We start from the raw sequence: 18,432 nt of genomic DNA on the forward strand, positions 1-18,432 counted from the left end.
CTGCTGCAATTTAACTCCAATCCTGTTGCTCCTCGGTTTGGCGAATTTGATACACTTGTCCGTGACTGTGCAGTGGTCGAGTTTTTGCCCATAAACTAGCTTCATCTAACTGCCATTTTTCTAGGATTAAATCTAAATCTCTTTGGATTTCTCTTGCCCCCGGAAAGTTTTGATAACGTATGCGTAAACGAGCGCATTCAGCTAAGTTTAAATCATTGGGTTCTGATTGCAGTAGCTGATCAACAATCGGGCGATCGAGTCTTTCCTGTGGATGTTGTTGTTCTTGATTTTTACTAGCCATAATTAGGGTTTGCGGCACAAAGTTTTTCCTGGGGGCAGGGTGTGGGGTGTAGGGTGTAGGGTTTTACCCATTTTCAGGGAGTCAATTACCTAATACCAAATCCGTTGAGTATAGGCTACATATCAGGAGAGGCACTCATGCAAAAGGCAAAACGGAGAATAAATAATCAGTTTTTAATAACTGGATTTAGTATAATTTTCAGGGAAAAAGTCCCGGAATTTTCCCCCCGATCACTCCAATGGCCGGTACTTTTGGATTTCAAAAAGGTCTAAAAGTCTTATCGAACAATGTTTTTAGATTTATTTAGCAAACCATAATTAATCGAACCAACCGATATCGGAATCCGTTAACTCTGTGGGGGTAGGAGTGGGGGCAATATAACGGGCTAAAGTGGCCATTTCAAAGTTATAAAGACTGGGTTTCTTAGGCAATAGTTTGGTAATTGCTGACGGTTCAGGGGTGGCGGTGGGACTATTTTCTAGGGTTTTAATTTGATTATATAATTTTTCAATTAACTGTTTTTTATCAGTCAGTTCTGTTTCTGTCTTGCTTAATTGACTCGATAATTTTTCAATTAACTGTTTTTTATCAGTCAGTTCTGTTTCTGTCTTGCTTAATTGACTCGATAATTGTGCCACCAAAGTAGTTTTTTCCGAGAGGACAGATTCTAACTGCTCGGTCTGTTGTTGTAACTGCTGTAAACTGACAGAGAGTTCCAGATGTTCTTTAAGTTCTTCTTCCAGAGAAATAACTTTTTCTTGGAGAGTTTGCTGATTTTTCTCGGTTTTTTCTAACTCTGCCGTCAAGTCCTTAATTTTTGCCTGTAGGGTGGCGTTAGTTTCCTTCGGACGTTTGGCAGAAGGAGAGGGTTGGGATTCTACCTCTTTATTAGCTTCTGTACGGATGAGATCGTTTAAATTACCTTTGGTCATAAGCTCTGCAAATAGGATATTACGATAGAGTCGGATACTGTCCAGAAATCTGTTGGTTTAGGCAATCGATCATTATTCGCCCGATATACAAGCTTGATTACGCTGGGGAATTGTTCCATAGGTTTTATTGTATAGCTTGAGGTCGATCGATCCCTGTCCATTTAAGGAATGAGAAAAAATACCTAAATCTCAGTTTCGCCAGTAAGATTCTAAATTTTTCTGTAGTTAATGATACGGAATACTAAATTTGTGTCAGACTAAGGGTAGAAGTTGATCGCACCTGTGGCAAGGATAAATTTATGAATATTGAAGAAAAAGCACGTCTTAATTTAACCCAAGAACGACAAGCAGAAGGAATGCTCGAAGAAAATGTCTTAACTCGTACAGAGGAGCTTTTAGGGGAAGGGGAGGCAGGAACTGCGAAAGCACGGGTTTTATTAACTGAAAATCGTCAAGAAGACGAAAAACTCCAAGATAAGATTTTAGAACGTTCGATCGAAGCTATGCAATAGCCTTTCGGTGAGGACTGGGAATATCCACACAAGTCTAGATAAATAGGGTCTGCTGAATAAATCTAAAAACCTTGTTGGATAAGACTTTTGGACTTTTTTCCCCTCAAAAAGTGCCAGCCATTGCGGGGATCGGGGGGAAAATTCCTGGACTTTTTCCCTGAAAATTAGGTAGTTGACCACCTGAAAATCGATAAAACCCCACACCCCACACCCCACACCCCACACCCTGCCACCACCGAAAAGCTTTTTCAGCAAACCCTAAATATCTGTAGAGACGTGGTTGACTGCGTCTCTATTTCAATTACCGATAACTAATCACTGTTAAACTAATCACTGTTCACGCTCTGGACAGTGAAAAAATGCAGATCCGAAGAAAACACCCCAATCCTGCCGTCAAAGTTGAGAGTTTGAGTTATGTGGTGAAAGTGCCAGAGGCACAACCGCAAAATATTTTAGAAGAAATCGTTTGGCATAAGGAGATAGAAGTCGATAAATTGCGCGAACGGTTGCCTTTATTGGAATTACGCCAAAAAATAGCCAATACTGCGCCACCTTGCGACTTTTTAGCCGCCTTAAAACAGGGTAAAACCCAACCCGCTTTGATTGCCGAAGTGAAAAAAGCTTCCCCTAGCAAGGGAGTTATCCTGGAAGATTTTGATCCTGTAGCGATCGCCCGTACCTATGAACAGGGAGGGGCCACTTGTTTATCGGTTTTAACCGATAGTAAGTTTTTTCAAGGTAGTTACGAAAATCTTACCCTCGTCCGGCAAGCGGTATCTTTACCCCTATTATGCAAGGAATTTATCCTTTATCCCTATCAAATCTACTACGCTCGCTCTAAAGGAGCCGATGCTGTCCTTTTAATTGCCGCTATTTTAAGCGATCAAGACTTAGCATATTTTGTCAAAATTGTCAAGGGTTTAGGGATGACAGCTTTGGTAGAGGTGCATAGTCTGGCTGAATTTGATCGAGTGTTAGCCATTGAGGGAATCGAACTAATCGGCATTAATAACCGCAATTTAGAGACATTTACAGTCGATTTAGACAATACTCGCCAATTACTAGAAGCCAGGGGCGAACAGGTGCGAGAAAAAGGTATTCTGATCGTCAGCGAATCGGGATTACACACAGCAACAGATCTGGCGAAAGTGAAGCAAGCGGGAGCAAATGCGGTTCTAATTGGCGAATCTTTGGTAAAACTGCCCGATCCTGCCCTCGGTATCCAAAAACTCTTTGAAAATCTCGGTTAGGGGTTTTTCAGTCATCAGTTATCAGTTATGGTTCTTCGGTTTGTGCTATGCAATGGACGGGGTTATAAGGGATGAAACCCTTATAGAGAAAGACATTTGGCGATTTTTGTCAATTGTTTTCGCTCTAGAAGAAACTAATCAATGGAACTCTTGCCAGATAAAGATTTAGTCGATTTATGCCACCCTATCGAACCATAGCAAGTTCAGTGATCAGTAAACAGTAAACAGTAAACAGTAAACAGTAATCAGTGAACTGAAAACTCACATCTGATAACTGATAACTGCTAACTGATCACTGATAACTGACAAGGCTATCTGCCGGGATATAATCAGAGTTTGCCGAATCTTAAATCATCCCCTCAGAATTGATGCGATCGAGATTTGGTTTTTTATCTTTTTGAATATAGCCCAACGAGAGAGGACGAACCATGGAAAATAAAAATATGTTGATGATTCCCGGCCCCACACCAGTGCCGGAAGCGGTATTATTGGCTATGGCTAAAGCACCGATAGGTCATCGGACGGGTGCTTTTAGCAAGGTAATCGCCGAATTAACCGAAAATCTTAAATGGTTGCATCAAACCAGTGGCGATGTCTTAATGCTAACTGCTTCGGGAACCGGTGCCATGGAAGCGGGAATTATTAATTTTCTCAGCCCCGGCGATCGAGTTTTGGTGGGGGATAATGGTAAATTTGGGGAACGTTGGGCGAAAGTGGCGAAAGCATACGGCTTAAATGTGGATGTCATTAAGGCAGAATGGGGTAAACCCCTAGATCCAGAGGCATTTACCGCTAAACTGACCGAAGACAAGGAAAAAGCCATCAAAGCGGTAATTATCACCCATTCGGAAACTTCCACCGGGGTTCTCAATGACTTGGAAAGCATTAACAAAGCGGTAAAAGACCACGGGGAAGCTTTAATCATCGTCGATGCTGTCACCAGTTTAGGAGCTTATCATATTCCCATCGATGAATGGGGTTTAGATGTGGTCGGTTCTGGTTCCCAGAAAGGTTATATGATTCCTCCCGGTTTAGGTTTTGTTTCCGTAAGTCAAAAAGCTTGGAAAGCCTACGAAACCGCCAAACTGCCCCGTTTTTATCTAGATTTGGGCAAATACAAAAAAGCCACCGATGAGGATAGTTCCCCCTTTACCCCTCCAGTTAACCTGATGTACGGTTTACAAGCTTCTCTGCAAATGATGAGAAGGGAGGGATTAGCGGCAATTTTCGCCCGTCACCAACGCTTAACGAAGATGACGCGGGCCGGTATGCGCGCCCTGGATTTGCCCCTCTACGCGGCGGATTCTTGGGCTTCCACGGCGATTACTGCGGTGGCCCCCACTCTGGTAGATGCGGAAAAAATTCGTTCGACTCTCAATAAAAAGTTCGACATCGCTGTGGCTGGTGGTCAGGATCACCTCAAGGGTAAAATCTTCCGTATCGGTCATTTAGGTTTTGCTAGTGAGAGGGATATCCTCACGGTTATCGCTGCCATTGAAGCGACTTTAATCGAGCTAGGTGTCGAAGGTGTCACCCCCGGCGCCGGTGTGGCTGCGGCGGCCTCGGTGATGGTGCAGGGTTAATCTTGGGTTGGCTTTTCCCCTTCTCCCCAAAGAGGGGGATTTTGGCTGGAAGATATAGTTTATACCAAAATAGTATGATTAACTTCCAATCCAACTTTAAAAACCCGGTTATGGATTGTTTCCCCCGCTCGGCACTCCCTCACTCTCCTATATCTTTTAAACAGGATTTAGTCTGACTTGATTGCGGGCCGATTTGGGGCAAATGCAAAGCCGGATCCTGCGCTGTCCAACCGACGGGAGTATCTAAGCGCACCTCAAAATGAAGATGGGGGGGAATAATATCCGGTTGTCCCGTGGTGCCAACCGCACCGATAACGTCTCCTGCTCGTACCCGTTGGTCAATTCTGACTGTAACCCTGCTTAAATGGGCATAACGGGTCTGCCGGCGACCTAAATGATTAATTACTACCAAATTACCATAGGCCCCTTCCTGACCCACATAAATCACTAGACCATCCTCGGCGGCTAGAACTGGTGTACCAACATCTGCGAGAAGATCAATACCACTATGAAAGAGATTTTTCTGTTCCGTGGGGCTTTTTTGCCAACCGTAGGCTAATCCGACAGTGCTGGCAAAGGGTAAGGGATAAGAACTTAATCCAGTATAGTCCGAGCGCTTGCCGGCGGCGGACCAATTGGTGCCGGGGATAAAAACTATTGTCGGCCGGCGACCACAACCGTTAAGCTCAAAGAGTATATCGGCACGAATACCATAGGCCGCTTCTAAATCGCGCCAAGTGGAACCCCGGGGTGCTTCGATGCGAATGCCGTTCATCGGGGGAATGAAGATTTCTTTCCCCACGGGGGCCAGACCATTTTTGAGAATAGTCGGATTGAGTTTAATTATCGTTGCGGGGATAAGAGCGTATTTTTCGGCGATGGAGGCGATCGTTTCTCCCGCTTGGATTTGATGACGTTGTAACCTTGATAAAATCGGCAGGGGACAAACATTATCAGACCCTTGGGCAAAAATTAATTTTTGATTTAAGCCCAAAAAACCTAGACAAAAAAACAAAATTGTGCTAGTCAAACTGAGCCAAATTTTCTCACGTTTGATTCTCCGACCCATGACCATAAAAAAAGCGATCTCTATAATTACAAAACCCGGAGAATACTAGGAATACTGTCAATAGCTTCTAAAGACTCTATTGCTGCCAAAGCGTTGCGGAAATTGCCCTCGCGCACATCGTGGGTGACAACGACAATTTCGGCTAAATCACCCCTAATACCAATTTGTACCACGGATTCTAGGCTAACCCCATGGTCGCCGAAAGCCATACCTAAATGACCGATTACCCCCGGCACATCGCGACAGAGAAAACGAGCATAAAAACGGGTCGACAAATCCTCCATGGGGGCGATTTGACAATAATGCTGGTGAATACAGCTTAAAAGCGGGTCAAGTTCCTTGGTTTTGCCACTACTTTTTAAAATTCCGACGATATTCATCACATCCGATACTACCGCGCTGGCCGTCGGTCCGCTACCGGCACCGGGTCCATAAAACATCACTTGGCCCAAGGGTTCCCCCTCGACGAGAATAGCGTTATAGACTCCGTTAGCATTAGCGAGGGGATGGGTTTTCGGTACTAGGGTCGGATGAACCCGCAACTCTAGGGTATCGGAATCCTCCTTAACCGTATCTTTTGCGATCGCTAATAATTTAATCACAAATCCCAGTCTATCAGCGTAGGCGATATCGACGGCGCTAACTTGTCGGATACCTTCACAGTAAACATCTTCCCGTTTTACCCGACCTCCAAAACCCAAAGAAGCTAAAATGGCAATTTTATCGGCCGCATCGAATCCATCCACGTCCGCAGTGGGGTCCGCTTCTGCATAGCCTAATTCCTGAGCTTTGGCCAGAACTTCACTAAAATCTGCCCCTTTTTGGCTCATTTCCGTGAGAATATAGTTAGTTGTGCCGTTGACAATTCCCATGATGCTGCTGATGCGATTAGCGCCGAGGGATTGTTTTAAGGGTTTAATGACGGGAATTCCACCACCCACGGCCGCTTCTAGAAGGACATAAACCCCCTTTTCGTTAGCTTTGGCGTAGATTTCATCGCCAAAACGGGCAATAACCGCTTTATTTGCCGTAACAACGTGCTTTCCCGATGCGATTGCCTTGAGAATTAAAGAGCGTGCTGGTTCCAAACCCCCCAATAATTCGACAATAATATCAATTTCGGGGTCAGTAACGATCGATTCTAGGTCAGTGGTCAACAGCTGGGGAGAAAGCTCGATTTCTCTCGGTTTATCTAGGGATCTAACTCCCACTCGTCCAATGGTAATCTCTTTGAGTACGGGATGACGACCAAAAGGATCGAGGAGGATTTTCGCTGTTCCCGTCCCCACAACCCCGAAACCGAGTAAACCAATCTTAAAGGTCACGCTTTTATCTCCTGCTAGTCCGACGCAAAAAATACTAATGGCCAAGCTGTCGCCATTGTCGATTTTATCATTACAAGGTCTTTGTCTGTGGGGTTTTCTTTTGCTTCTGTTCAGGAACTGATGATGATCAATGTGCAGTATTTTTGTATTAAAATCAAGCCAATCTCGATCGCATTTAAACGCTTATCCTGTAATTGTTATTGATTTTATTGACCGATATAGATATTCGGCAATGTGAGTAACATTTTTGATCATAACTCTAATTTATGATGACAATAATTCTCTATATAGTTGATATTTTTGAACAAATCAATCGACTCTCTCTGAGCAAAGAGCTATGTTAGCATGATTAGTTAGGGTAATTTGACTCAACTCACGAGCAACTAAGTTATCCAGCCCCAATTACCATACCAAAGAAATAGAATTGATAAAAAATAGGTAAAGAAGAATAACAGAAACCCATAAAAATAACGATTTTTTTGGCTCCAATATCCAAGGATAATAAATATTGGAAATATTGTCATCATATACCTCATCATTGATTGTGTTGTTCCTGTATTTAAAGGTAAAAAAATGCTCAGGAAGGCAAAAATTAACAGGGAAATATTTAGAGGCTTTTTAACGATAGAGAATAGCAAGATACCTAAAAAAAAGGAGCTGAAAAAAGTATTTAAGAATCCCACTGCATTATTGGCATCTTTGGGAAACATAAAATTGATATTCTTCCAGTAGTTGATTAGAGTAATTAAAGGAAATACTCTCTCATTTCTACCCCACAGATCCTGAATTTTAACAAATGCCAAAGGTTCGTTGAATTTCCAAGCTAAAAATACCATATAAGCGATTAACCCACAGGGTATTAATAGGAGGAAAAGACTTTCTCTCTTGGGCGGTTCTTTTTTCTTTAAATATTTCCAGAGTAATTCGATAGCAAAAGCCAGAAAAATTATTACTCCTGTGACTCTAGTTAAACTGGCAAAAAATCCAAAAAATCCAGACCAAAAGTATTTCTTATTCAGAAAGAAATAAAAACAAGCAGCGGTGGTTAGCAAATATAAACTTTCTGTATAAAAACAGCTATAAAAAAAGGAAGTAGGAAAAACCAACATAAGAATTAAAACTTTTTCACAGCCTCTTTTATTCAGATAAATATTACTGATTTTATAAACAAAAAATAAGGCAAGTATTAGACATAAATTAGAAAGCAAAAGACCAGAAATAGGCACACTTAAGGAAGTTAAAGATGCAATTGCTTTGACTAAAATAGGATAGAGAGGAAAAAAAGCAACGTTCGATTGTTTTTCGGGATTGTATGAATATCCTGTTTGAATAATGTCGTTATACCAAGAACTATCAAAACGAAAGAAAGAATCCAAATAATGATTATCGGGAAACCAATGCCAAAAAGATTCTTGAGGAGATGAAGATTCATTCATCTGACTAAAACTGAGTCCGATTAGGTGCATCAGTAAAAGTGTTCCTCTCCAAATGATGAAGATTTTTAATATATACAAGAAAAGCTTTCTTGATTGACTAAAGTTGCTAGTTTCGGCCTTTAATTCCATCTTATTGATTTCTCCTAAAAAAATTTTATGGTTGAGTTTGAATTAGGAAATAAACAAATATGCCCAGTTTTAAGTCCGGGGTTTTCCCGAACCTTACCATAGGGAAACAAAAGTAAATTATCTTAGTAAATAGTTGAGTCTGATTGCTCCTAACTGTATCTTTCTGTGAACTGGATTCTAAGATTGAAGGGGGAACAATATTGTTCCCTAGATTTTTGTTGATGCTATTTTTACCGAGTACGGCGGTTCCTCTATCCATCTGGCACAGACAACTCCTTATTGGATAAGCCTTTCCACTTAGAAGATGTACCAGACTGAGCCTGAATCCGCCGTATTTCCAGAGTAATTCGATAGCAAAAGCCCGAAAAATTATTACTCCTGTGACAAGGTTGAAAGGTGCCTTACATTTGATTAACGCACCTACAAAAGTAGGCGATTACTGCGCCTCATCTCGTTGACTTATTTTTTCAGGCATTCAATAATAAAAATATCTTCTTTAGTCGGAATAATTCGATTTAATTTTAAACCCGCTTGACTTAACAATTCCTCAAATTCTTTTGCGGTTCTTTCTTTACATCCCGGACACATAACTAACATATTCATGTCTAACATTTTAGCAGACGAAGGCTTATTACCCGAAGGAACAACCATTTCCATTACTAAGACTTTACCGTTGCTATCTAAGCCTTCACAACAATTTTTCAAAATGGCAATTGCCCGTCGATCATCCCAATCGTGAATAATATGTTTTAATAAATAGCCATCTCCTCCTGGCGGTACGGATTCAAAAAAATTACCTCCAAAGGTTTGACAACGAGCGAGAATGCCGTGTTTTTCTAAAGTGGGTTGACAATGATAAATTACATAGTCTTCATCAAAAAGAATCCCTTTTAGGTGGGGATATTGCTCTAAGATTGTCCCCAACATCTCACCGTATCCCCCACCTACATCTACTAGGGTTTGAAATTCAGAGAAATTATACACAGCTAAAATAGCCTTCTCCTCCGAAAAAGAAAAACTATTCATCGACTGTTCAAAAATCTCTGCATCCAGCGGATGAGTTTGAAAATATTCAAAGACCCCCATCCCAAAGACATCATCAAAGGATAGTTGTCCCGTTTTAATACTATGTAACACATTTCCCCATGCTTGATAATGGGGGGCCTCTCCTAACATAATCGCTGTCGCTTTTACTGACCGGGGATGGTCACTAGATAAATGTTCGGCTAAGGGAGTGAGTATAAACTGTTGAGATTCAGTTTCTTGAAAAATTCCCACACTAGCTAATGCTCTCATCAGTCGGTATAAAGCAGCAGGATTGGTCTCAGTTAGGGAGGCTAACTCTTGACAAGATTTCGCTCCCTTGCTTAAATGCTCGGCTAGACTCAATTTAGCCGCAGCATAGATAGCTTGAGATAGCCAGTAACCCGAAATCATTTGGGTTAATTGAAGATGAAGAGGGAGTTCAGGTAAGGACATAATCAACTTTTGTGGCAATAAAATTAAACAGTACCATATAGGATAAGCTGCCCGCGCATTTAAATTGCTGGTTGAGATGAGGCAAGAGTCAAGACCCCCCAACCCCAAGGCTGTTCCATGTTTCCTTCTATTTATTGAATTTTAACATTTAATTTATAGGTGGCATTGCCACGAGTTCCCCCTACAATTATTTCATAATTTCCAGTAGCCGGTAATTTTAAACTAGATTGGGTAGCTTCTGTTTTCAAAATTTGCCCATTCGGTGCAATCACATCGAATACGGCATTATTTTCTAATGCTGTAATTTTCAGATCCATTCTCTGTCCTTGATTCGCTCTTAATAAATAAATATTTCGACTCCCTCGAACAACCGATTGATTAACTGTAGTGGTATTAGTTCCTGGTGCAAACCGAATTTGAGACACTAAACAAGGTTGTTTTTGATAAACGACTCGTCCCGTATTCAAAGAATCTGAAGTTAACGTCCAGGTTTCTTGAGTTGTTTGAGTATCTAACTCAATTTTTGTCTTGATATTTAAGTTTAACTGATTCCCATTTTTCCTTCCTTGTAAGGTTTGAGTATAGGAACTATAATAAGATTCTTGTTCATTATGAATCGTAGCTTCTACCCGACCCGTGACTTGATTTCCCTGAATATAAATCCTCGCCGTAGAATCCAGATCATCATTAGCGACTGAAAAACAATAACCTTGAATCGAATAAGCGCTAGACGCTTGAGCAACTTGTCGGGGTGGATGATTTGCCATCCCAGGTGTAACATTCAGTAAACTTGCCAAAATGACTACAGATCTTAATAATTTCATCATCATAACTGACTCATGGTTAAAGCTTGATTGATCACTGATTCTAAATCCAGTGATTAAAGACTGATTATCTATTCCTCCTTTTGCCTCTTGCCTCTTGCCTCTTGCCTCTTGCCTATCCTGATATCTAGCCTATACTCAACGGATTTAGTATGATTACTGGTAGTTTCCATTCAATTAATTTCTAAGCGCGAGTAGAGAGCTACCAGACGGTTCACTCCGTCCGTTGTCAGGCATTCCGCTCAAATTTTTTTTGCCCTTCCATTTTCCACCCCAATTCATTTGCCCGTCTCGTCCCTTGTTACCGCGTTGCCAGCATCCGATCGTGAGCCACGCAACGTTTGGGTTGCCGGTAAAATGGCGAGGTTGGCAATGCCTGTCCTTGTGTCGCTTGTGTCGTCTCACGCAGGATTGGGTTTGCGAGGATAGAGCTGCTCGGCGCGGTTGAACAAGATCCAGCTGGTCAGAATGTACTTGTCGTGCGACTCGGGCACATTGCCGCGATGGGTGTGGGTAAAACCGGCGGGAGCGATCACCATCGTCCCAGAGGTCGGCTTGAGCTTCCGTTCTTGGTACAAGAACTCCGTCTCACCACCGCGCTCTACATCGTTCAGATAGAACATAAACAAAAGGACGCGATGGAGCGTCTCAGCAGCTGGGTCGCGAGGATAGATTTCCGAATGCCAGTAGTAGTAACCACCGAGACTCTTCGAGTATTTCTGAACGTTGATCGCTCCCGGTCGAAACACTCTGAACAAATACTCGCCGAGTTCTAGGTCCGATGCCGCCCCAACATCCGAAGCTGTTAACGGTCTGACCAGTCCGGTAGCCGGCTCTTGCAAGCTCAATGCAAACGCACTCGTGATCAGATATGGATACTTGCGAATGTACAACATCAGGTGACGCAGTGTGCTGTCGAGTATCTGACTGTGCAAATCGCTCCACTCGGAGAGGCCTGTGATGGTGATGTCGGTGCTGTTCTTCTTAGATTTGTCGACTCCATGACCGATCCGTCCATCCGACTTGCGGTTGCTGGCTTCGAAACGATGCCTGATCTCTTCGCACAATTCTCGACGTAAAGCACGTTCGTAGATCTCGATAAAGTCAGTTGTCATTGCAGCTTTCCCACTCCAAAGCCCCAGATACATTCGCACGCGGTCACGGATTCCATCTAGTTAGTGATTATAACAGGTTTGCGTTGCATCGAGAGCTTTGCCTGTATCCGGAAAAAGGCAGATGTACGCTGATGCAAAGGTAATAATGCTGACTTTCAACCGAACACTTGGTAAAGAGATATAATTAGGTATGAGAGCAAAAAGATGGAGTTGTGATTGATTAAGTCTGGGCAACCGCAATAAAATAAACAGGAGAATTTTTATGACTCGTTTAGTGGAATTTACCTCGGATGAGGGAACGATTTACATCGAGGTGGATGAAAAGTTACCCTTACCCAAACCGAAACCAGAAGATGAACTTATTAGTCTAACAGATGAAATAGCTGTTAAAGCCGCTCAGTCTTTTGAAGACGCATTAAATGGCATAAAACCGGTGGCAAATGCCATAATTAATAAGGTTAAAAGTTTCAATGAACCTGCTGATCAGGTAGAGGTCAAGTTTGGGATAAAAATGACTGTTGGTCTAGGGGCTATTATTGCATCTGGCAGCGCCGATGTTAATTATGAAATTACCCTGAAATGGGATAACAAGGAGAAAAATAAGCAATCATCTACTCAATGAGGACTTAAGTAGGTAGGTTCTTCGTTACTTGGTATGCTTCGATCAGGGGGCATAAATCGGCTAAATCCTTATCTGGCAAGAGACTTAATTGATTAGCTCGTTCTAGATTGAAAACAATTGGCAAAAATCGAAGCAATGTCTTTCTATATAAGGGTTTCACCCCTTATAACTCCCGTCCATTGCATAACACAAACCGAAGAACCAGTAGGTAGGTGTTAAAAGTTGTCAGACACCCCCCTTATTAAGGGGGGCAGGGGGGATCCACCCGCCTATCGGCACCCCCCTTATTAAGCTATCCATTAGTCACATCTTTCTTAACATAAAATTTGACAAAAAGAGAAAAGTGTGCCAGATGGCTCAAGGGGGTTCTATAGGGGGACTAATTTGATGAGATAGTTTCCAAGTCTGGCTGATATCATGTAACCTTCGCAGTCCCAACCAAATAGTTTTAACACCAGGTTCACCGTCACCTTTTCTACCTAAAAACCCCCCAAGAGAAGCAATCATTCTGACCGCTTCTCGAAAGGAGGGCGGCTTTTCAGGTGGCGGACTCTTTTTATGAATAGTGGCACACAAAGATTGCCATTCATGTTCTTCCAAAAAACTTTCACAACTCTCCTCTCCGTGTAAGCGTGCTTGATAGGTTAACCAAAGTAATCTCCAAGCTACAATTGAATAGGTAGCTAAGGCCATCTCAATTCTCCTACCCGTTTCTAATTGCAGTTTTTCTAATCCACAACCACTTTTTAAAACAAAATGATAGCGTTCTATTAACCAGCGATAACTATACCAGCGCACACAGGTTATCGCTGATTCAAAGCTACTAATGTCTAGGCTAGTTAAGAGCAGCCAACTGATAGGATTAACTCCGCTATGCGGATTTTCTTCTTCAGCTAAAATTACCTGTAATTTGACCGGTTGACGAGGGGTCGCCTTGGAGTGATGGCTAGGTACTTGTATTTCAAAACTGGCAAATCTAACTGTTAGTTTAGCTAGTCTAGCCTCGTGATTAGGATTGCGTTTTACTTGCACATCTAAGGTCCCACAGGCTTTTATTTCTCTGATGGATTGATGTAAATATTTAGGCTCTGAATGCCCTGACCTTTGCTTGTCTTCGAGATAGTTAACTTTTCGGTTATGAGTTCCTCGAATTAATAAATGAGAGTTAGGACTTCTTGATTGGGCAAATAAATCAAATATGTCTGCCTCACAATCTCCGATTGTTACTACTTGAATATCTTCGGGTATCTGTTGTTGTGTTTCTGACAAAGAATCTAACCATCTTTGACTTTCTTTTTCTTGGGTTTCTCTTTTTTTGCGTTGCTTGGCAATCCCTAAATTCTTTTCTTCTCTTGCCCAGACATATTGATTAATCAGTCCTAAAGGTATTCCGACTGGGGACACTCCTAAGGTGGTATGAACTTTGAGACCAAAGGATTTTTTATAATCTAGATAACCCATGCCTTTTTTGGCTTTTTGCGTCGTAAAGTCTAAACTTGTTGTGTCTTGCACTGCCAAAACTATTGGATGTTCTTTGATTCTTTCTACTGTACTTTTGGCCTGGGCGGCAATTATATCTGAGGGGTGAAAATAGGGGGAATTCCAAAAGTCGTAGGTGGCACTCGCTGCGGCTAGATTTCCTGAAGCTTGTGGCACACTTGTACTAGGTTGACTGGCCAAGTTTTCCACGATACTGATTAACCTTTTCTTTCTTCTGGTGTCCCCTAGGTCTGCATACTGTAATTCTTGGGCTGCCCATTTCTCCATTTTTTTGCTTACCTCCACCTTAATTCCTTCTTTCAAAACTATACCTATCAATCGTTTCCCCTTTTTTTAAGTTTCTTCTCTTTTTGTTAAGAAAGATCCGACTAATGGATAGCTTATTAAGGGGGGCAGGGGGGATCAGAGGCAAAATCTATCTTCAATTTAATTATAACTACTTACTTAGATAAAAATAATGGTTGCATCTCTAGAATCTTCTCTGGTCAGAATTTATAAGCAACGAAAAAATAAAGATGATACAATAGAAATTGTCGGAGCGGGATTTCTAATATCATCAGAATACTTGATTACCTGCGCTCATGTTGTTAATGAATCTTTAGGATTAGTATTAACATCTGCTGAGAAACCCACTGACATTATTGAGTGTGATTTTCCTATCATTGCATCGGGTACATCTTTAGAAACAACCGTAGAAGTTTGGCATCCGGTTAAATTTAAAAGCAACTATCCTCAAGATATTGCTATCTTAAGATTAAAAGATTCAGTTCCTTTACAAGCTCAACCAGTTTCTTTAATTACCTATAAAATAGGAGATTTATCTGATCATAATTATAAAGCTTATGGTTTTTCCAGAAACGAAGGTGTCTGGTCTGATGGTAAGATAATAGGTCATATTGCTAACAACAAAATTCAGATAGAAGATAATAAAAGCACGGGATATGCTGTAGAAGGTGGGTTTAGTGGGACAGCTATCTGGGATGAGCAATTGGGGGGAGTAGTGGGGATGGCAGTAAGTGCTGATAAGGAAAAAATGTTTGCAAAATCTGCATTTTTTATTCCTACTAATGTTCTTTTAAAAGCTTGGGATAAGTTGCTATATATAGCACAAGTAGAAGGAAGAATCCCTAGAATCATCTCCTTGGTTAGATGTATATTTGAAAACAAGAGTTATCAAGATCAACTTAATACAGCTTATGAAAATTTAAAAATTGAAGTGAGGGATCATTTAGTGGATTTACCTAGAGTAATTCCTTCCTCTTGGTCTGATTTTATAGAAATAATCTATCAATTAGATGAAAGATATTTGACCTATGCTTCTCAATCAAAATTTTCTTGGTTAGAAATATTTATTGGCTATTTAATCATTCAGTTAACCTCAACAGATGCTCTGGCAAAGTTATTAAAAGAATGGCTAAAAAAATATCAAACCAAATGGGAAGTTTTAATCAATACTTTAGAGAATAATCTTAATCATCGCTCACAAAATATCGCTCAAAAATCAACAGACAAAAATCCCTGCTTATTTGTTACCCTTACAGAGGAAAACAAATCTTTAATGCTGAGAGCTTGGATTGTTAAAGATATCAACAATTATCATCCCACAGAAAAAGAACCTCAAAAACGTGGAGAATATCAATCTTTAACCCCCAATGAAGGAATAAGTCTGGGTAATCATCTCCAAGAAAATGAATTGATTAATCACCTAAAAAAATTTAAACGAGAATCAGAAAATATCTGTCAATCTTCCCTAGAAAAAGTTCAATTTTTTCTTCCCTATAGATTTATTGAAAAAGAGATTAAACCGATTGATTTATTTTCAATTGATGAAGTGGCAACAGCTACAGGCTGCGATCCTCATCATTGGGGAGTCGATCATGAGATAATCATGAGATTTTCAGAACGAATAACAGCCGAAAATATCAACAATCAACAAAGCTATTTATGGATGAAAAAATGCCAACTTTTTCGGAATATACAGCAGCAAAATCTGACCCAAATCTTAAAGTGTGAAGAAGAAATCAAAGAACTGATCGAATCAAACAATCAGCAAATAGTTATTTTAAAAAAACCTCTGGCAAATAATGACCATCCGAATAAAATACTCAAATATCATAAATTTAACAATGTTATCGGTTCAAGGTTAACTAATCTCAGTCAAGAAAACTCCTTAGAGTTAAAAAATATTCTAGCCATTTTATACGAAACTGGAATCCCTTTATCTCTGTGGATACGACCCGATGCTAACCCAGAACTTAACTGTCAGGAAAAATTAGACCCTATCTGTCAATGTCCACTAGAAAAATTACCAGAAATAATTAAAAATAGACGTTCCGCCGCTTGGTTAGAAGATAATCATATTGGGAATCATCTATCATTACTTTGGGATGACTACCAGCTTGTTCCCCCCAACTATCCACTTTTGATGCCATAAATTGAATCATGAAAGACTGGAAAATTTTTACAGGAAATCAGGATCCCACAGACGCTTGGACATTACCAGACCCTCCCAGCTGGCGACCTTTTGGCAAAGAAAAGCAACCGGGAGAAAGTCGTCGTAAGCATCGGGGAGAAACCTTTCTAGTGCGCGAAGAAGAAATTAAAATGGTCAATGCAGCCTTGTATTTACGGCGACCTTTATTAGTAACCGGCAAACCAGGGACAGGAAAGTCATCTCTTGCCTATAAAGTCGCCCAGGAATTAAAATTAGGAGAAGTATTATACTGGCCGATTACCACCCATACTACCCTAAAAGATGGACTTTATAACTATGATGCGATCGGTCGGTTACAGGAAGTTAAATTACTGGAACGAGAGCAAAAAGAATTAACCCCAGAAGAACGAAAAGACCAATTAAAACAGATTGAAAAATATATTACCCTTGGACCGTTGGGAACCGCACTATTAAAGTCGGAAAAGCCAAGAGTACTGTTAATTGATGAAATTGATAAGAGTGATATCGATTTACCCAATGATTTACTCACCTTATTTGAAGAAGGACGCTTTGAAATCCCCGAATTAGTTAGGCTAAAAGAAGAAGTCCCAAGCGTTGAAGTACGAACTGCTTATACCGATACAACCGACGTTACCAAGGAAAATATAAAAACACCTATAAATGATGGTTTAGTTATCTGTAAGGCTTTTCCTTTTGTGATTTTAACTAGCAATGGAGAACGAGACTTTCCTGCACCTTTTTTGCGTCGTTGTCTCCGTTTAACCATGAAAGAGCCAGAGAAACCCGACTTAATTAAAATAATTGAGGCCCATTTAGAAGAAACAATTACTATAGTCATTTCAAATAAGTGTGAGACGAGGGAAAAATAAGGTAAAATCAAGAGAAACGAGCAACCCATACAGAAAAATGTCTTATAGCCTAGACTTGAGAAAAAAAGTAATCGATTATGTAGAGAATGGGGGAAGCATAACCAAAGCCGCCGCTCTATTTAATATAGGAAGAGCGACGATATATAGATGGCTAGGTAGGGAAAAACTGGAAGCAACAAAGGTAAAACACCGTCAGAGAAAGCTGGACTGGAAAGCACTGTCAAAAGATGTCCAAGAAAATCCCGAGGCAAGATTAAGAGACAGAGCCGAGAAATTTGGAGTGAGACCAAGTGCCATTTGCTATGCCTTAAAAAACATGAAAGTTACCAGAAAAAAGAAGGAACTTCGTTATAGAGAAAGAAACCGAGAAGAAAGAATGAAATACTACAGAGTGCTGAGAGAATTGATTAAAATATATGGAAGTGAAAGCCTTGTATTTATTGATGAGTCAGGGTTTGAAGAATTTCAAGCCTGTTTTTATGCTTGGTCAAAAAAAGGGAAGAAAGTCTTTGGAGATAGACAAGGAAAACGAGGAAAAAGAGAGAACCTTGTCGCTGGTAGAAGAAAGGGAAAAAAAGACTTTATTGCACCGATGGTATTTACGAGAAGCCTGAATGCCGAAGGTTTTGAAGGGTGGTTATCTTTATATTTGTTGCCCTCTCTAACCATAACATCAGTATTAATTATGGATAATGCACCAATTCATCGGAAGACAGTCATTAAACAACTGGTAGAGGAAGCAGGTCATCAGGTCGTGTTTTTGCCAAAATACTCTCCTGATTTAAATGATATCGAACATGATTTTAGTGCATTAAAGAGGGCAAGAATGTATGCTCCTGTGGGGACACCCCTTGATGAAATTATTCGTACTTATTGTGTCGCCTAGTGTCTCGTTCTTATTTGAAATAACTATAACAATCCAGACATCGATAAACTGATTGATAACTTCATTCAAAAGCGCAATTCACAAACCCTAGCCACGGATCAATTACTTAATGCTATTTTTATGGTCAAAAAAGGAGCTATATCAA

Annotated in this window: 17 protein-coding genes; 7 read left to right on the top strand and 10 right to left on the bottom strand. The window is 40.7% G+C overall.

What is annotated here, in order from left to right:
* Positions 1–10: 10 nt before the first annotated feature.
* Positions 11–301 carry a DUF3288 family protein gene (locus MAE_RS19500; RefSeq protein ID WP_004162669.1) on the bottom strand — a complete coding sequence of 97 codons (291 nt, stop codon included), beginning with the start codon at positions 299–301 and terminating at the stop codon, positions 11–13.
* A 317-nt stretch (positions 302–618) separates the two neighbouring features.
* Positions 619–1,233, bottom strand: a complete 615-nt coding sequence (locus tag MAE_RS19505) for a hypothetical protein (RefSeq protein ID WP_012267100.1) — start codon at positions 1,231–1,233, stop codon at positions 619–621.
* Between the two features lie 299 nt (positions 1,234–1,532).
* Between MAE_RS19505 and MAE_RS19510 the strand changes: the two genes are divergently transcribed.
* Complete coding sequence (locus MAE_RS19510; RefSeq protein WP_041804230.1) at positions 1,533–1,745, top strand: hypothetical protein; 213 nt, start codon at positions 1,533–1,535, stop codon at positions 1,743–1,745.
* Here MAE_RS19510 and MAE_RS33860 read toward each other — a convergent pair.
* The gene (locus tag MAE_RS33860; RefSeq protein WP_173351119.1) at positions 1,716–1,970 is read right to left on the bottom strand and encodes a hypothetical protein; all 255 of its coding nucleotides are present in this window, start codon (positions 1,968–1,970) and stop codon (positions 1,716–1,718) included. The two genes, MAE_RS19510 and MAE_RS33860, sit on opposite strands and share 30 nt — an antisense overlap.
* Positions 1,971–2,104: 134 nt before the next feature.
* Here MAE_RS33860 and trpC point away from each other — a divergent pair, with 134 nt between their 5' ends.
* Both trpC and MAE_RS19520 read left to right on the top strand, forming a co-directional pair.
* Complete coding sequence (gene trpC, locus MAE_RS19515; RefSeq protein WP_004162667.1) at positions 2,105–2,995, top strand: indole-3-glycerol phosphate synthase TrpC; 891 nt, start codon at positions 2,105–2,107, stop codon at positions 2,993–2,995.
* 428 nt (positions 2,996–3,423) lie between these two features.
* Entirely contained in the window at positions 3,424–4,578 is a 1,155-nt protein-coding gene (locus MAE_RS19520) for a pyridoxal-phosphate-dependent aminotransferase family protein (RefSeq protein WP_002760980.1), read from the top strand.
* Positions 4,579–4,717: 139 nt separating this feature from the next.
* Here MAE_RS19520 and MAE_RS19525 read toward each other — a convergent pair whose 3' ends face one another.
* The 6 genes from MAE_RS19525 to MAE_RS19555 form a co-directional block, all read right to left on the bottom strand.
* Positions 4,718–5,653, bottom strand: coding sequence for a LysM peptidoglycan-binding domain-containing M23 family metallopeptidase (locus tag MAE_RS19525; RefSeq protein ID WP_041804231.1), 936 nt, complete (start codon positions 5,651–5,653; stop codon positions 4,718–4,720).
* 20 nt (positions 5,654–5,673) lie between these two features.
* The gene (locus MAE_RS19530) at positions 5,674–6,972 is read right to left on the bottom strand and encodes a homoserine dehydrogenase (protein WP_012267103.1); all 1,299 of its coding nucleotides are present in this window, start codon (positions 6,970–6,972) and stop codon (positions 5,674–5,676) included.
* 383 nt (positions 6,973–7,355) lie between these two features.
* Positions 7,356–8,537, bottom strand: coding sequence for a hypothetical protein (locus MAE_RS19535; protein ID WP_012267104.1), 1,182 nt, complete (start codon positions 8,535–8,537; stop codon positions 7,356–7,358).
* Between the two features lie 459 nt (positions 8,538–8,996).
* Complete coding sequence (locus MAE_RS19545; RefSeq protein ID WP_012267106.1) at positions 8,997–10,016, bottom strand: methyltransferase; 1,020 nt, start codon at positions 10,014–10,016, stop codon at positions 8,997–8,999.
* Positions 10,017–10,147: 131 nt separating this feature from the next.
* Positions 10,148–10,846 (bottom strand): hypothetical protein, encoded by a 699-nt coding sequence (locus tag MAE_RS19550; RefSeq protein ID WP_004162660.1) that lies wholly within the window; start codon positions 10,844–10,846, stop codon positions 10,148–10,150.
* A 395-nt stretch (positions 10,847–11,241) separates the two neighbouring features.
* On the bottom strand, positions 11,242–11,955 hold the full coding sequence (locus MAE_RS19555; RefSeq protein WP_012267108.1) for a 2OG-Fe(II) oxygenase: 714 nt from the start codon (positions 11,953–11,955) through the stop codon (positions 11,242–11,244).
* A gap of 262 nt (positions 11,956–12,217) precedes the next feature.
* Here MAE_RS19555 and MAE_RS19560 point away from each other — a divergent pair, with 262 nt between their 5' ends.
* The gene (locus tag MAE_RS19560) at positions 12,218–12,577 is read left to right on the top strand and encodes a CU044_2847 family protein (RefSeq protein WP_012267109.1); all 360 of its coding nucleotides are present in this window, start codon (positions 12,218–12,220) and stop codon (positions 12,575–12,577) included.
* Between the two features lie 357 nt (positions 12,578–12,934).
* Here the strand turns inward: MAE_RS19560 and MAE_RS19565 are convergent, their stop codons facing one another.
* Positions 12,935–14,344, bottom strand: coding sequence for an IS4 family transposase (locus MAE_RS19565; protein ID WP_012263965.1), 1,410 nt, complete (start codon positions 14,342–14,344; stop codon positions 12,935–12,937).
* A gap of 190 nt (positions 14,345–14,534) precedes the next feature.
* Here MAE_RS19565 and MAE_RS19570 point away from each other — a divergent pair, with 190 nt between their 5' ends.
* From MAE_RS19570 to MAE_RS30425, 3 genes are read left to right on the top strand one after another with little or no spacing between them, the layout of a single operon-like run.
* Complete coding sequence (locus MAE_RS19570) at positions 14,535–16,511, top strand: trypsin-like peptidase domain-containing protein (protein WP_012267111.1); 1,977 nt, start codon at positions 14,535–14,537, stop codon at positions 16,509–16,511.
* 8 nt (positions 16,512–16,519) lie between these two features.
* A complete protein-coding gene (locus tag MAE_RS19575; protein ID WP_012267112.1) occupies positions 16,520–17,401 on the top strand; it encodes an AAA family ATPase in 882 nt (293 codons plus the stop codon).
* 37 nt (positions 17,402–17,438) lie between these two features.
* Positions 17,439–18,287 carry an IS630-like element ISMae21 family transposase gene (locus tag MAE_RS30425; protein ID WP_012264307.1) on the top strand — a complete coding sequence of 283 codons (849 nt, stop codon included), beginning with the start codon at positions 17,439–17,441 and terminating at the stop codon, positions 18,285–18,287.
* Positions 18,288–18,432 lie beyond the last annotated feature (145 nt).

This window comes from Microcystis aeruginosa NIES-843, assembly GCF_000010625.1.
Taxonomy (GTDB): domain Bacteria; phylum Cyanobacteriota; class Cyanobacteriia; order Cyanobacteriales; family Microcystaceae; genus Microcystis; species Microcystis aeruginosa.

Bases quoted from the DNA above. Each gene is read 5' to 3' on its own strand.
- MAE_RS19500 (WP_004162669.1), bottom strand. From the start codon at position 301: ATGGCTAGTAAAAATCAAGAACAACAACATCCACAGGAAAGACTCGAT.
- MAE_RS19505 (WP_012267100.1), bottom strand. From the start codon at position 1,233: ATGACCAAAGGTAATTTAAACGATCTCATCCGTACAGAAGCTAATAAA.
- MAE_RS19510 (WP_041804230.1), top strand. From the start codon at position 1,533: ATGAATATTGAAGAAAAAGCACGTCTTAATTTAACCCAAGAACGACAA.
- trpC (WP_004162667.1), top strand. From the start codon at position 2,105: ATGCAGATCCGAAGAAAACACCCCAATCCTGCCGTCAAAGTTGAGAGT.
- MAE_RS19520 (WP_002760980.1), top strand. From the start codon at position 3,424: ATGGAAAATAAAAATATGTTGATGATTCCCGGCCCCACACCAGTGCCG.
- MAE_RS19525 (WP_041804231.1), bottom strand. From the start codon at position 5,653: ATGGTCATGGGTCGGAGAATCAAACGTGAGAAAATTTGGCTCAGTTTG.
- MAE_RS19535 (WP_012267104.1), bottom strand. From the start codon at position 8,537: ATGGAATTAAAGGCCGAAACTAGCAACTTTAGTCAATCAAGAAAGCTT.
- MAE_RS19545 (WP_012267106.1), bottom strand. From the start codon at position 10,016: ATGTCCTTACCTGAACTCCCTCTTCATCTTCAATTAACCCAAATGATT.
- MAE_RS19550 (WP_004162660.1), bottom strand. From the start codon at position 10,846: ATGATGATGAAATTATTAAGATCTGTAGTCATTTTGGCAAGTTTACTG.
- MAE_RS19555 (WP_012267108.1), bottom strand. From the start codon at position 11,955: ATGACAACTGACTTTATCGAGATCTACGAACGTGCTTTACGTCGAGAA.
- MAE_RS19560 (WP_012267109.1), top strand. From the start codon at position 12,218: ATGACTCGTTTAGTGGAATTTACCTCGGATGAGGGAACGATTTACATC.
- MAE_RS19565 (WP_012263965.1), bottom strand. From the start codon at position 14,344: ATGGAGAAATGGGCAGCCCAAGAATTACAGTATGCAGACCTAGGGGAC.
- MAE_RS19570 (WP_012267111.1), top strand. From the start codon at position 14,535: ATGGTTGCATCTCTAGAATCTTCTCTGGTCAGAATTTATAAGCAACGA.
- MAE_RS19575 (WP_012267112.1), top strand. From the start codon at position 16,520: ATGAAAGACTGGAAAATTTTTACAGGAAATCAGGATCCCACAGACGCT.
- MAE_RS30425 (WP_012264307.1), top strand. From the start codon at position 17,439: ATGTCTTATAGCCTAGACTTGAGAAAAAAAGTAATCGATTATGTAGAG.